Here is a 14,041-nt window from a genome sequence, read left to right on the forward strand (position 1 = left end):
GGGGAGGATTTGTCTCAAGGCCTACTCTCCCTTGCCGCGCCGGAAGGAGGTCGGATGGTGGAACCCGGCCTTGGCGATCTTCACCTTGTCATCGGTGATCTCGACCATCTTCGGCCCCGGCGCGGGCAGCACGCCGCCGACCCACATCGCGATCTCCTGATGCGCGGTGTAGGGGTCGAGCGCCTTGGCAAAGTCCATCTCGGCCAGCGTCGGTTGATCGACTGCCCAGTTCAGATGTTCATGCTCCGGGCCGGGGACATAGGGCATGTCAGGGTTTTCGCTTGCGATCGTGATCCCGGCGAGCACCACCGCATCCCGCGCCGAACCGGTCAGCTGAACGGGATCGAACCAACGGCTGAGCGGGATCATCCGGTGCGGATAGCTGATCGTCTGGCGGCGGACAGGGCTGGTCTCGCGCTGATCGCGGGCAAATTCTTCGCCCTCGTGCAGGGCCAGGCCATGCTCGGCGGCGAACTCGGCCATCGCGTCATAGGTCCAGAACCAACGCGCATGCTCGGTCGGCCGCCCCCGCGCGAGCCGCACGCCGTTATACAGCGTCCCGCAGAACAGGACCCGGCCTGCGTCCTGTAGATGCCTGATCCCGCCGATCTCGATATCGTTCAGCGGCCGATATCGGTTAAGTGCCCGCTTGCGCGCCGCCGCCGTGTCAGGCTCGGGCGGAACCAGCCCCCCGGCGCACGAGATGAACGGCACGCCCAGCGACCCGTAGACCTCAGCGCTCGACAAGCCCCGCTTGCCGTTGCGCATGAAAACCACGGTCTCGTCCTGCCCCCAGGCCGCACCCGCGTCGTAATAATCCTTGCCGCCGATGATCCGCATCGCGCGATCTTCCCCCGCAACCGCAACACGTCAAGTCGCATCCCCTGACACTTTCCGACGCCCGCCTGCCGAAAGACGTTTCCTACAGACCCCTGCCTGGGTTACCCGTATCCCATGCAACCAACTCCCTCGACATCGACGTGTCAGACATCGCTCACACACGCATTTTTTGTCAGCATTGTCGTCAGTTTTGTCTGGGCACGGCGCGCATGACCGATCCGATGACCTATGGCCGCTACCTCGCGCTCGATCAGTTGCTCAGCGCGCAGCACCCGATCTCGGACGAGCATGACGAGCTGCTGTTCATCGTCATCCACCAGACCAAGGAGCTCTGGCTCAAGCAGATGATCGCCGAGCTTGAGGTCGCACTCGGGCTCGTTCGCGACGACCGGCTGGTCGAGGCGTACAAGGGCCTGGCGCGGGTCAGTCGGATCCAGGCGGTGATGACGCTGTCCTGGGAGATCCTGACCACGATGACGCCGAGCGACTATACCCGGTTCCGCGACGTGCTCGGTACCAGCAGCGGGTTCCAGTCGGATCAGTTCCGCGCGGTCGAAACGATGCTCGGTCTTCGCGGGGGCGGGGTGCCCGGGCCGCTGACCGAGCTTCATGGTGCGCAGAAGAGCCTGTGGGACGAGGCCAACGCTGCGCTCGCCCGCGCCGGGTTCGACGTCCCCGCCACCGCGCTCGACCGCGACTGGGCGCAGCCTTACGAAGCCGACCCCGCGGTCGAGGCGGCATGGGCCGCAGTCTATCGGGCTCCCGAAACGCATTGGGAATTGTACCAGCTCGCCGAAAAGCTGGTCGATATCGACGATGCGCTCGCCACCTGGCGCCACAAGCATGTGCTGACGGTCACCCGCGTGATCGGCATGAAGCCCGGCACCGGCGGCACCCCCGGCGCATCCTATCTTCAGTCCACGCTGACCAAGCGCGCCTTCCCCGAACTCTGGTCGCTCAGGACGCTCCTATGAGCAGCTACAAGCACCTCTTCCAGCGCTCGATCGCCGCCGCACCCGACCGGCTGCACTTCGCCGCGCACAGCCACCACCTGTGGCCCGATGCGTCGTTCGTCGGCCATCACGCCGCATGGCAGGACGCCGCCCGCCTCGCCGACCGCAAATGGGACCGGGTGATGGGCGAGATCTGGCCCGCCGCGCAGGCGCATGTCGCCGCAGAGCTCGGCCTCCCCGATCCCGCAACCGTGATGTTCGCCGGCAATACCCATGACCTGATCCTCCGGATCGTCTCGGCCCGCGAAGAGCGCCCGCTGCGCATCCTCGCAAGCGACGGGGAATTCCACAGCTTCCGCCGCCAGGCGCAGCGCTGGATCGAAAGCGGCCGGATCGGGCTGGAAACGGTCGCGCGCGGCCCGGACTTCGACGCGCGCTTCGTCGCCGCCGCGCGCGGCGGCGAGCACGATCTGATCTTCGTCAGCCAGGTGATGTTCGAAACCGGCGCGGTGCTGGACGCCGCCACGCTTGCCGACCTCGCCGCCTTGGCCCGCCCGGACGGCCCTTGGGTGGTGGTCGATGGCTATCACGGATTCATGGCGATCGAGACCGATCTGTCAGCGGTGGCCGACCGCGTCTTCTACCTCGCCGGGGGCTATAAATATGCGATGGCGGGCGAAGGAGTCGCCGTTCTCCACTGCCCGCCGGGTTTCGGACCGCGCCCCGAAATCACCGGCTGGTACGCCGAATTCGCCGATCTCGAAGCGCCACCGCCGGGCCGGATCGGTTATGCCGCCGATGCGATGCGCTTCATGGGATCGACCTTCGACCCCAGCGGCCTCTACCGCTTCGTCGCCGTGCGTGACATGCTCGCAGACGAAGGACTGAGCACCGGAGTGATCAACGCGCATGTCACCCCGCTGCGCGAACAGCTCCTCGCCAGCCTGCCGGACACCCCGCTCGCCTCAGCCGAGCTGCTCAACCCCGGCGGTGACCCACGCGCAAGGTTCCTAGCCCTGCGCGCACCCCAGGCCGCAGACTGGAAGCAGAAGTTGATGGAGCAGGACATCGTAACCGACGTTCGCGGCGACGTGCTGCGGATCGGGTTCGGCCTCTACCACGACGCTCGCGACGTCGAGCGGCTAGTCGGCGTCCTGCACGATCTTGGCGACGCCTAGCCGCGGAATCTCGATCGCCGGACAGCGGTCCATCACGACCTGAAGCCCCGCCGCCTCGGCGCGCGCGGCGGCTTCCTCATTGATCACGCCCAGCTGCATCCACACCGCCTTCGCGCCGACCGCGATCGCCTCGTCCACCGCCTCCCCGGCCGCCATCGGCCTGCGAAAGATATCGACGATGTCGATCGGCTCGCCGATCTGGCCAAGCTCGCGGAACACGAATTCGCCGTGCAGATGCTCGCCGGTGATCTGCGGATTGACCGGGATGACGCGATAGCCATGCTCCTGCAGCATCGCCATCACGCGATAGCTCGGCCGGGCGGGCCGGTCGCTCGCCCCGACCATCGCAATAGTCCGTGCCCCTTCGAGCAGCGTCTTGAGTTCCGCGTCCGTGGCGATGGGCATGGTTCAGCCTTTCTGGGTCTCCAGCCAGGCATTCACCTTCCCGGCCACCTCAGCAAACGCCGCGGCCTCCGCCCCGTTCCCGGCGGCGGGCGGCGTCCCGGCATCCGATGCGGCGCGAATCGCGATGTCGAGCGGGATGCGGCCGAGGAACGGGATGCCCAGCCGCGTCGCCGCCGCCTCAGCCCCGCCGGTGCCGAAAGGATCGGAAATCTCGCCGCAATGCGGGCAGGCATAGCCCGCCATGTTTTCCACCAGCCCGATGATGGGAATGCCCGCCTTTGCGAACAGATCGATCGCCCGCGTCGCATCGATCAGCGCCAGATCCTGCGGCGTCGACACGATCACCGCGCCGGTCGGCCGGTGCTTCTGGATCATCGTCAACTGCACGTCGCCCGTCCCGGGCGGCAGATCGAGCACGAGCGTATCCGCCGCGCCCCAATTGGCGTCGACCAGCTGCGTCAGCGCCCCCGCCGCCATCGGCCCGCGCCAGGCGATCGCCTGCCCCTCCTCGACCAGCCCGCCCATCGACAGCATCGGCACGCCGAACGCCGTCGCCAGCGGGACCAGCTTCTTGTCGTGCGCCGCCGGCTTGCGCCCCTCGACGCCCATCAGCCTGGGCTGGGAGGGGCCATAGATATCCGCGTCGACCAGGCCGACCTTGCGACCGGCCCGGCTAAGCGCGATCGCAAGGTTTGCGGAAACGGTGGACTTGCCCACCCCGCCCTTGCCGCTCGCCACCGCTATTATCCGGCGTGTCACCCGCTGCGCCGTGCGCGCGACCCGCACCCCCTCGATCCCCGGCACACTCGCCGCCGCGCGCAGGTCGGCTTCGAGTGCGTCCTGCGCCGCATCGGGGAGCCCCGTCACATCGAGGATGATGCTGGCGCGCGTTCCCTCGACGCGCACCGTGGCCCGCCCGGCGGCGATGGGTGCAAGGATGGCCTGGAGTTCGGTCTGATCGATCATGCGCGGCACATAGGACGGCTTTCGCGCGCTGCCACTGTAAATCCGCCGCGCGGTCCCTATAAAGACCTGCATGGCGAGAATGACTGGATGGATCGCACGCGCTCCCGGCCTTTGGGGCGCGCTGTGGAACGAGAACAAGGGTCCCTGGGGCGGCGGCAAGAGCGGCGGCGACAATGGGGGCAAGGATGGCGACGGAAATGGCAGCGGTCCGCGCAATCCCTGGGCCTTCCCGCCCGAGGGCAAGCGGGGTGGTCGCGGCAATGTCAGCAGCCTCGACGATTTCCTGAAGCGCGCGCGCCGCAGCGGCGGCGGTGGTGGGGGCGCCAACAATGGTTTGCCGGGCGGCATGCCGGGCAAGCCCGTGGTCCTGGTGGCGATCGGCCTGCTGGTGCTTGCCTGGATCGTGTTCACGAGTTCGCACGTCATCGCCCCCGAACAGCGCGGCGTGGTCAAAATGCTCGGTCGCTACTCGCACACGATGGAGCCGGGCATCCGCTTCACGCTTCCCGCTCCGATCACGACGGTCGAGAAGGTCAACGTTCAGGCGATCCGCAACGAGGATTTCCCGGCGAACAGTGGCGAAAACCTGATGCTGACCCAGGATCAGAACATCGTCGATCTCGCCTATTCGGTGCGCTGGGACATCGCCAATCCGGAAGATTTCGTGTTCCAGATCGCCAAGCCTACCGAAACCGTTCGCGCGACCGCGGAAAGCGCGATGCGCGCCGCGGTGGCCGGCGTGTCACTCAACGACGCGATTGGCCCGGGTCGTACGGTGATCGAGGCGCGCGTTCAGCAGACGATGCAGGCGATCCTCGACGATTATAATTCCGGCGTCCGCGTTCAGGGCGTATCGATCAAGAACGCCTCCGCTCCGGCCGCCGTGGACGAGGCATTCAAGCAGGTCACCGCCGCGCAGCAGGAAGCCGAAGGCGAGCGCAACCGTGCCCGTGCCTATGCGCAGCAGGTGACCGCGCTGGCGCAGGGCGCTGCCACCGAGTTCGACAAGATCTACGAACAATATCGACTGGCGCCCGAAGTTACCCGTCGTCGCCTCTATTACGAGACCATGGAGGCCGTGCTGGCCAAATCGAACAAGACCATCGTGGAGGCCCCGGGGGTAACCCCCTACCTCCCGCTTCCCGCCGCGCGCGGGGGATCGACCACTCAGCCGTCGGTGCAGCAGGGCCAGCAGGCCCAGCAAGGCCAGCAGCAGGGAGGTCAGCAATGAACGCGATCATAAGCCGGCCGATCCTGTTCGGCGGCCTCGCCCTCGTGCTGCTCTTCGTCCTGCTCAACACGGTGTTCATCGTTCCCGAGACGAAGCAGGCCGTAATCCTGCAGCTCGAACAGCCGGTGCGGACGATCAACGCATACAGGCCGGGCGAGCAGTTCGGGCGCAGCACCGACGCTGGCCCCAAGGTCAAAATCCCGTTCCTCCAGCGCGTGGTGTGGGTCGACAAGCGCGTGCTCGACATCGACCTGGAAAACCAGCCGGTGCTCTCGACCGATCAGTTGCGGCTCGAGGTTGACGCCTTTGCACGCTTTCGCGTCGTCGATCCGCTGCGCATGGTGGTGACGGCCGGGAGCGAGACCCGCGTCGCCTCGCAGCTCAGCCCGCTGTTTGGCTCGGCGCTGCGCGCGGAACTTGGCAAACGACCGTTCGCATCGTTGCTCAGCCCCGAACGGACCGCTGTGATGGACAATATCCAGGCCGGGCTTCAGCGCTATGCCAGCCAGTATGGTGTCGAGATCGTCGATGTGCGGATCAAGCATGCCGACCTGCCCGACGGCAGCCCGCTGCAATCGGCGCTGAACCGCATGGCGACCGCGCGTCAGCAGGAAGCGACGACGATCCGCGCGAACGGGCAGAAGGATGCGCAGATCATCCGCGCCGAAGCCGACGCGAAGGCGGCGGAAATCTATGCGACCGCGTTCAACAAGGATCCGCAATTCTACGATTTCTGGCGCGCGATGCAGTCCTATCGCACGACGTTCATCGGCAATGGCCGCGACGCGAATGGCGAGACGTCGATCATCCTGTCGCCGGACAACGACTATCTGCGCGAATTCAGGGGGCGTAGCAGGTAAACGAATGTCAGGAACGGACCGGACCCCGATGGCTTTCGGTTCGTTCATATTCAATCGCCGTTCAGCTATCCTAGGCGAGTAATACACATGACCGATCCCATGCCCGCCAAGGGCGACATGACCAAAGGCCATATGACCAAAGGAAAGACCCCCGTGCGCTACGCTTATGCGATCACCTCCGCTCTTCTAGTCGGCGGCGCGAGTGCCGCGCTGGTGCTCCAGAATCCGGCAGGCGCGCAGACAGCGCAGAACGAGCCGGGCGCGATCCAGGCGGCCAGTCCGCGCGTCGGCGCACCGATGAGCTTTGCCGACATGGTCGCGAAGCTCCAGCCTGCGGTGGTCAACATCTCGACCACGCAGCGCGTGCAGGTCCAGACCAATCCGTTCGCGGGCACGCCGTTCGGCGATCTGTTCGGCGGACAGCAGGGCGGTGGCCGCCCCGTGACGCGCCAGGCCGAATCGCTGGGTTCGGGCTTTATCATTTCCGCTGACGGCTATGTGGTGACCAACAACCATGTGATCTCGGCCGGCCAGCGCGGCGCGGTGGTGGAATCGATCAAGGTCACGCTGTCCGATCGCCGCGAATATACCGCCAAGCTGATCGGTCGCGATCCCGAATCCGATCTCGCCGTGCTCAAGATCGAAGGCGCCAATCTCCCCTTCGTGAAGTTCGGCGATTCGAATCAATCGCGCGTCGGCGACTGGGTCGTGGCGATCGGCAACCCGTTCGGCCTCGGCGGATCGGTGACCGCTGGCATCATCTCCGCCCTGCATCGCGTCACCGGCCAGGGCGGCCCGCTCGATCGCTTCATCCAGACCGATGCCTCGATCAACCGGGGCAATTCCGGCGGCCCGATGTTCGATCTCAACGGCAACGTGATCGGCATCAACTCGCAGATCCTGTCGCCCACCGGGGGCAATGTCGGTATCGGCTTTGCAATTCCCGCGACCGAGGCGAAGCCGATCATCGACACGCTGATGAAGGGGGACAAGATCGAACGCGGCTATCTCGGCGTCGGCATCCAGCCGCTGACCGAAGATCTCGCCAAGTCGTTCGGCGTGCCCAAGGGCAGGGGCGAACTGATCAGCCGGGTCGAACCGGGCGAGGCCGCGGCCAAGGCCGGGATCAAGCAGGGCGACATCATCATGAAGGTGGACGGCAAGGAGGTCACGCCCGACACCACCCTGTCCTATCTCGCCGGCGCGCTCCGCCCCGGCAGCCGCGTGCCGATCGAGCTGATCCGCGACGGGAAACCGGTGACGGTCCAGGTAACGGTCGGAACCCGCCCGCCGGTCGAACAGCTTCAGGGTTTCGACCCGGACGCCGACGAAGGCGCGCCGGGTGAAGACGACACCCAGCAGAGCGCAACCGCGTCGCTCGGCCTCAACGTAGCCGCGCTGACGCCACAGATCGCGCGCAGCATCGGCGTCGATCCCGACATGAAGGGCGTCGTCATCGTCGGCGTCGACCCTTCGAGCGACGCCGCCCAGAAGCAGTTGCGCCGCGGCGACGTGATCGTGTCGATCAATCGGACGCCGGTTACGACACCTGCGGATGTCGCACGGATCGTCGGCGAGGCGAAGCGCAGCGGCTCGGGCCAGGTGCTGCTCTATGTCACCCGCCGCGGCGGCGCGGGCGGCTATTTCGCGGTCGATCTCGCCGACTGATTTTCGCTGACCTCATGTCCTTTTGCCCTTAATGCTGCGCTCCTGAACACCGGGAGCGTGGCATGACGGGGGAAGACGATCTGTTCATCGGGGTTGGCGGCGGCGAGCCGCAGGCGCTCGTGCTCAAGCGCGCCAACCGGCACGGGCTCATCGCCGGCGCGACGGGCACCGGCAAGACCGTGACGCTGCAGGGTCTTGCCGAAAGCTTTAGTCGCGCTGGCGTGCCGGTCTTCGCCGCCGATGTGAAGGGCGACCTGTCCGGCGTCGCCATGGCGGGATCGCCTACCGCCAAAACGCACGAACCCTTCAGCAAGCGCGCGGCCGAGATCGGCTATACCGAATGGCACTATGCGGCCGTCCCGGTCCAGTTCTGGGACCTGTTCGGCGAACAGGGTCACCCGATCCGCACCACCATCTCCGAAATGGGTCCACTGCTGCTCGCCCGACTGATGGGCCTCAACGACACGCAGGAAGGCGTGCTGACGATCGCCTTTCACGTCGCCGATGACGACGGATTGTTGCTGCTCGACCTCGACGATCTCCAAGCGATGCTGGTCCATTGCAGCGAGCGCGCCGACGAGATCAGCGCCCGCTACGGCAATGTCGCCAAGGCGTCGGTCGGCGCGATCCAGCGGCAATTGCTCCAGCTGCGCAGCCAGGGCGGCGAGCATTTCTTCGGCGAACCGGCGCTCAGCATTCAGGATTTGATCAAGACCGACGAAAATGGCCAGGGCGTGGTCAACCTTCTCGCAGCCGACAAGCTGATGGCCTCACCGCGGCTCTACGCTACCTTCCTGCTGTGGCTGCTGTCCGAATTGTTCGAAAGCCTTCCGGAGGTCGGCGATCCCGACAAGCCGAAGCTCGTCTTCTTTTTCGACGAGGCGCATCTGCTGTTCGACGAGGCGCCGAAGGCGTTGCTCGACAAGGTGGAGCAGGTCGTGCGCCTGATCCGGTCGAAGGGCGTCGGCGTCTATTTCGTCACGCAGAATCCGATCGATATTCCCGAGGACGTCGCCGGACAGCTTGGCAACCGCATCCAGCACGCGCTGCGCGCCTTCACCCCGCGCGAGCAGAAGGCGATCAAAGCGGCCGCCGAGACCTTTCGCGCCAATCCCGATATCGACGTCGAAACCGCGATCACCGAGTTGAAGGTGGGCGAGGCGCTGGTGTCGGTGCTGATGGCGGACGGCGCGCCCTCCCCGGTCCAACGCACGCTGATCAAGCCGCCGCGCGGCCGCGTCGGTCCAGTGACGCCAGACGAGCGCCGCGTGCTGATCGATACCGATCTGGTCGGGGACAAATACGACACCCGCATCGACCGCGAGTCGGCCGAGGAACTGCTCACGGCAAAGACGATCGAGGCGACCGCCGCAGCCGCCGAGGCCAGGGCCCAGGACGAAGCCGAAAAGGCGGAACTGGCGCGCGCCAAGGAAGATGCGCGCGCCGCCAAGGAGGCCGAGCGTCAGCGACTCGCCGCCCAGCGCGAGATGGATCGTCAAGCCCGGCTGGAAGAGCAGGCCCGACGCAAGGCGGAGCGCGAGGCAGCTAACAGTCCCTGGAACCGCGCGGTCAGATCCGCCACCCAGTCCGCCTCCAGCGCCGCCGGCCGTGCCGTTGCGGGCGAAGTCTCCAAGGCGATCTTCGGCAAGAAGAGCGGCGTCGGCGCCAGCGTGATCGGCGGCGTGGTGCGCGGCATCCTGGGCGGGCTGTTCAAGGGGCGGTGACGCCCCCTACATCACCGCCAGCAGCGACTTGATCGACACGAACGCAAACGCGACCGAACTGTCCGCGACGCCATAGGGGATAAAAATCGATTCCCCGTGGCGCAGCGCGCCACACGAATAGACCACGTTGGGGACATAGCCCTCGCGGTCTTCGCTCGCCGCGGCCAGGATCGGCTCCCTCGTCCGGCCGATCACCTTTGACGGATCGTCCTTGTCGAGCAGCGCTGCGCCGATCGAATATTTGCGCATCGCACCCACGCCATGCGTGAGCATCAGCCAGCCTTCGTCGAGCTCGATCGGCGGACCGCAATTGCCCATCTGGACCAGCTCCCACGGGAATTTCGGCGTGATGAGCTTCACCCCCTCGTCCCAATGGGTCAGGCGGTCGGATTCGATCAGAAAGATATTCTCCCCGTCCTGCCGCCCGATCATCATGTACTTGCCGTTCACCTGGCGCGGGAACAGCCCCATGCCCTTGTTGCGCGAGGCACTCCCGGTCATCGGCACCAGATCGAATTCGCGCCAGTCGCGCGTGCGCAGCATCTCCGACTGAATCTGCGACCCGTTATAGGCGGTATAGGTACCCAGCCACTCCTCGCTGCCGTCGTCATGTCGGAAATGCGTCAGCCGCATGTCTTCCAGCCCGTTCGACTGAGCGTGGGTGATCGGAAACAGCAGGGTGCCGGACAGCGTCGAATCGCGATGGCGATAGATCTTTACCGGGCCCTCGGGAACCCGCTCCTCATCCCCGCGCGCATCGGCAGCGGTTGCGAAGGGAGGCTCGGGCGCGAGCTTCATCTCGTTCTTGTTGGTGATGATCCCTTCGCGGAACGCCACCGACGAAATATGCCCCTCGCCCACCGCACGCAGGCTCATCAGGATCCGCAACGACCCTTTGGGCATGCCCGTCTGGTCATAATGCGGGACCGCGCTGGGGTTCATCAGCGCCGCGGCGGCATAGCTGTATTCGTGACAGAAATAGGCGCCGATCAACTGGCGCTTCTCGTCGCCGATCGTCGCGCCGTCGAGGCGCATCTGCGTCTCGATCTCGTCATATCGGGTCATGAACACGCGGCGCGTCTGCCAGTGGCGAGCCTCGAAATCCTTGAGCACCGCGGCAAGCTGAGCGCGCGCTTCCCCGGGCGACATGTCGAGCACGGCCTGGACCAGGCGTTCGGTCCGGCTCGGCGCGCCGTTGGTCGACTGCCAGCCGATATGAAACGGACGGACCACCACGCGCGACGGATCCGCATGAAGGCGCAACGGGTGATGATACAGATCGAGCAATGCGTCCCCCGGGACTGATAACAGACCGAGCTTGTTAAGCTGCGGCCGGCTCCGGGTCTGCCACGTTTTGGGCGCGCCGCGAAAGTGCGGATATCGCGCAATTGGCGAGTTGCAATGCCAGGATCGACTCCGCCCCCTGATTTCGATTCAGGCCATGCGGATTGAGCCCGTCGAAACATCCCCCGTCGGCGACACTGGCGAGCGGGAGGTCGAGGTCGTTCTGCCCCAGATACCAGCGATAGGCACGGTTCGCTTCCCGTTCCCAATGTCCGTCGCCCGTCGCCGCAAATGCGGCGGAACACGCGTCGATCGTCGCCTGTGCCTCCAGCGGCTGCTGGTCGAACTGCGCCGGCTCCGCATAGGCACGGCCGAAGCTTTCGGTGCCGACGGCGCGAAACCGCCCCTCGGGCGAGGTTTGGCGTGCGACGATCCAGTTGAGGGTCGACAAGCCGCAGGCCAGCAGGTCGTCACGCTCGAGCGCATGACCTGCGCGAATCAGCGCTTCCGGCAATCTCGCATTGTCATACGCCAGCACGATCTCGAACCATTCCCATTCGGGACGTCGCGCTTCGTCCAGCAACGCCATTAACTCGCCGCCGAATCGCTCCAGGATACGCGTGGAAAGGCCATGACCGGGATGCGCTTCGAGCATCGCCGCCGCTCCCAGCATCGCGAAGGCACAGGCGCGCGGGCTCTGGAATTCGAGGCTGATCGACGCGGTTTCATCGAACAGGATTCGCGCCCAGTCGCGATATTTGCGGTCGCGCGCTTCGGATGCGGTGACACCCAATGCCCATAGCGCCCGGCCGTTCGAATCTTCCGACCCCTGGTCCTCGCACCAGGTGCGGTCGAAGCGCATGAAATTGCGGAACCGTCGATGATCCGGATTCCACGCATATTGCACGAACGCCGCATAGACGCTGGTCCAGCGGTCGCGCGTGCTCTCGTCCAGCGGGTCGATACGATGTATCAGGATCAGCGCGCGGGCATTGTCGTCGATGCAATAGCCGTGGCGCCGATCCGGAACCGCGTGGATCGAATGCTGCAGCATGCCGGTCGCATCGCTCATCCGTTCGACGGCGCGAAAATCGGGAGTGAGATTAGCGGCAGGGGCTGGCGCCGCGCCGATCCGCTGGGGACGACTGTCGCGCACCTTCGCCAACAGGCCGGCCACCGCCTCGGCAATTCGCGGCCAGATCATCGTCCGGCCGCGCGCATAAGCCCGCTGGGCCAGCGCAGAACGTTCGGCGGAATCGTCCAGCAATCCGATGATCGCCTGCGCGAATGCGGCGCTGTCGTTGAACCCGACGAGGACGCCATGATTATCCGACAGGATTTCGGTCGCATGGACATAGGGCGTCGAAACGACCGGCTTACCCATCGCCACTGCATAGGACAGCGTGCCCGACGTGATCTGCGCGGGATTGGGATAGGGCGTCGCGTAGACGTCCGCCGCCTGAAGATAGTCGAGCAGTTCCTCCTGCTCGACAAAGGCGTCGACGAAGGCAAGGTTCCGCTCGATCCCGAGCGTTGCCGCGAGCGCATGAAGCCGATCGCGATACGCCTCCCCCTCGTGCGCGACCAGATTGGGGTGTGTTGCGCCCAGGATAACATACAGCGCATCGGGATGACGCGCGACGATGGCGGGCATCGCCTCGATCATCGTCTCGATGCCCTTGCTCGGCGCCAGCAGGCCGAAGGTCAGGATGACCTCGCGCCCGCTCCATCCGAACCGGGCCTTCATCGTGTCCGGCTCCACCAGCATGCGATCGGGCACGCCGTGCGGAACCACCGCAACCTTGCGCATGTCTGCGCCATGCGCACGGCGCAGGATGTCGCGGCCCTTTTCCGCCATGACGATCACCCGCGCGGCGCGGCGCAGCAGCGCCTCCATCACGCGCCGTTCATCGGCGCTCGGCCGCTCCAGCACCGTATGAAGCGTGGCGATGACCGGCAAAGTCGTCCGGTCGAGCAGCGCGATCAGATGCTCGCCCGCAGCGCCGCCATAGATGCCGTATTCGTGTTGAACCCAAATCGCCTGCGCACCCGACGCCTCGATCGCACGTGCGGTATCGAGATAGGCGGCACGATCGTGTTGCGGGATCGTCGCGGTCACTTCGGGCGGATAGGCATAGCCTTCGGCGCGGTCGTTCATCGCGTAGACGTCGACGCGCATACCCGGATAGCGGTTTCGCATCGCAGCGAAACTATCGGTGGTGAAGGTCGCAAGCCCACATTTGCGCGGGACGAAGTTGCCGATCAGGGCGATATGATCGACTAGGCGTGGAAGCTGCGACCCGTGCTCCATTCCGTGTTCCTTCGCATCGGCAACATCTGCCAGCCCGGCATTTCGGGCGATGACTCTCCAAACGTTGATGTTTCACTATGGTTGCATCGTTGCTGCAATGCAACATCGCGACTCGCGATAAAGGGTCTGAATCGCGCGCTCAACCGCGTCCGCGATACCCCGGAACATCTTGGGCGGGCACCCAGACGCCCTCAGGCGGCGAACCCGATTGCCAGAAAACGTCGATCGGAATGCCGCCGCGCGGGTACCAATAGCCGCCGATGCGCAGCCATTTGGGCTTCATCTCGTCGAACAGGCGCTGGCCGATGCCGACCGTGCAATCCTCATGGAATGCGCCATGGTTGCGGAACGCGCCGAGGAACAGCTTGAGCGATTTCGATTCGACGATCGTGTCACCCGGCACATAGTCGATCACCAGATGCGCGAAATCGGGCGCGCCCGTGATCGGACAGAGCGAGGTGAATTCGGGCGCGGCGAACCGGACCAGATAGTCGGTTCCGGCGCGCGGATTGGGGACATAGTCGAGCACTGCCTCTTCGGGAGTGGCGGGGAGTGCGCTGTGCTGGCCAAGATGCTTGGGTGTCATGCGCGCCATTTAGGCATTTGCCGGCGATTCGGAAA

The 14,041-nt window shown here is 65.6% G+C and carries 12 protein-coding genes; 6 read left to right on the forward strand and 6 right to left on the reverse strand.

Annotated elements, in window-relative coordinates; all coding sequences use genetic code 11:
• Positions 1 to 21 precede the first annotated feature (21 nt).
• Positions 22 to 840 (reverse strand): hypothetical protein, encoded by an 819-nt coding sequence (locus ABS767_RS00915; RefSeq protein ID WP_408076482.1) that lies wholly within the window; start codon positions 838 to 840, stop codon positions 22 to 24.
• Positions 841 to 1,049: 209 nt separating this feature from the next.
• Here ABS767_RS00915 and ABS767_RS00920 point away from each other — a divergent pair, with 209 nt between their 5' ends.
• Together ABS767_RS00920 and ABS767_RS00925 are read left to right on the forward strand one after the other, a co-directional pair.
• Positions 1,050 to 1,814, forward strand: coding sequence for a tryptophan 2,3-dioxygenase (locus ABS767_RS00920; RefSeq protein ID WP_408076483.1), 765 nt, complete (start codon positions 1,050 to 1,052; stop codon positions 1,812 to 1,814).
• The gene (locus tag ABS767_RS00925; protein WP_408076484.1) at positions 1,811 to 2,971 is read left to right on the forward strand and encodes a kynureninase/PvdN C-terminal domain-containing protein; all 1,161 of its coding nucleotides are present in this window, start codon (positions 1,811 to 1,813) and stop codon (positions 2,969 to 2,971) included. Before ABS767_RS00920 ends, ABS767_RS00925 begins: the two co-directional genes overlap by 4 nt.
• Here ABS767_RS00925 and ABS767_RS00930 read toward each other — a convergent pair.
• Both ABS767_RS00930 and ABS767_RS00935 read right to left on the reverse strand, forming a co-directional pair.
• The gene (locus tag ABS767_RS00930) at positions 2,936 to 3,376 is read right to left on the reverse strand and encodes a CoA-binding protein (protein WP_408076485.1); all 441 of its coding nucleotides are present in this window, start codon (positions 3,374 to 3,376) and stop codon (positions 2,936 to 2,938) included. The two genes, ABS767_RS00925 and ABS767_RS00930, sit on opposite strands and share 36 nt — an antisense overlap.
• Before the next feature lie 3 nt (positions 3,377 to 3,379).
• The gene (locus ABS767_RS00935; RefSeq protein WP_408076486.1) at positions 3,380 to 4,342 is read right to left on the reverse strand and encodes an Mrp/NBP35 family ATP-binding protein; all 963 of its coding nucleotides are present in this window, start codon (positions 4,340 to 4,342) and stop codon (positions 3,380 to 3,382) included.
• Positions 4,343 to 4,412: 70 nt separating this feature from the next.
• Here ABS767_RS00935 and hflK point away from each other — a divergent pair, with 70 nt between their 5' ends.
• The 4 genes from hflK (at position 4,413) to ABS767_RS00955 (ending at position 9,825) form a co-directional block, all read left to right on the forward strand.
• On the forward strand, positions 4,413 to 5,573 hold the full coding sequence (hflK, locus tag ABS767_RS00940; protein WP_408076487.1) for a protease modulator HflK: 1,161 nt from the start codon (positions 4,413 to 4,415) through the stop codon (positions 5,571 to 5,573).
• The gene (gene hflC, locus ABS767_RS00945) at positions 5,570 to 6,433 is read left to right on the forward strand and encodes a protease modulator HflC (RefSeq protein ID WP_408076488.1); all 864 of its coding nucleotides are present in this window, start codon (positions 5,570 to 5,572) and stop codon (positions 6,431 to 6,433) included. Before hflK ends, hflC begins: the two co-directional genes overlap by 4 nt.
• Positions 6,434 to 6,586: 153 nt before the next feature.
• Positions 6,587 to 8,101 (forward strand): DegQ family serine endoprotease, encoded by a 1,515-nt coding sequence (locus ABS767_RS00950; protein WP_408078630.1) that lies wholly within the window; start codon positions 6,587 to 6,589, stop codon positions 8,099 to 8,101.
• Positions 8,102 to 8,163: 62 nt separating this feature from the next.
• Positions 8,164 to 9,825, forward strand: coding sequence for a helicase HerA-like domain-containing protein (locus ABS767_RS00955; protein ID WP_408076489.1), 1,662 nt, complete (start codon positions 8,164 to 8,166; stop codon positions 9,823 to 9,825).
• A 6-nt stretch (positions 9,826 to 9,831) separates the two neighbouring features.
• On the opposite strand, the gene ABS767_RS00960 is transcribed toward ABS767_RS00955, so the two are convergent.
• The 3 genes from ABS767_RS00960 to queF all read right to left on the reverse strand — a co-directional run bounded on the left by ABS767_RS00960 (position 9,832) and on the right by queF (position 14,006).
• The gene (locus ABS767_RS00960) at positions 9,832 to 11,112 is read right to left on the reverse strand and encodes a glycoside hydrolase family 130 protein (RefSeq protein WP_408076490.1); all 1,281 of its coding nucleotides are present in this window, start codon (positions 11,110 to 11,112) and stop codon (positions 9,832 to 9,834) included.
• Between the two features lie 34 nt (positions 11,113 to 11,146).
• Positions 11,147 to 13,420, reverse strand: a complete 2,274-nt coding sequence (locus tag ABS767_RS00965) for a glycosyltransferase family 4 protein (protein WP_408076491.1) — start codon at positions 13,418 to 13,420, stop codon at positions 11,147 to 11,149.
• A gap of 139 nt (positions 13,421 to 13,559) precedes the next feature.
• Complete coding sequence (queF, locus tag ABS767_RS00970; protein ID WP_408076492.1) at positions 13,560 to 14,006, reverse strand: preQ(1) synthase; 447 nt, start codon at positions 14,004 to 14,006, stop codon at positions 13,560 to 13,562.
• Positions 14,007 to 14,041 lie beyond the last annotated feature (35 nt).

It is taken from the genome of Sphingomonas plantiphila (genome assembly GCF_046000505.1).
GTDB lineage: Bacteria > Pseudomonadota > Alphaproteobacteria > Sphingomonadales > Sphingomonadaceae > Sphingomonas > Sphingomonas plantiphila.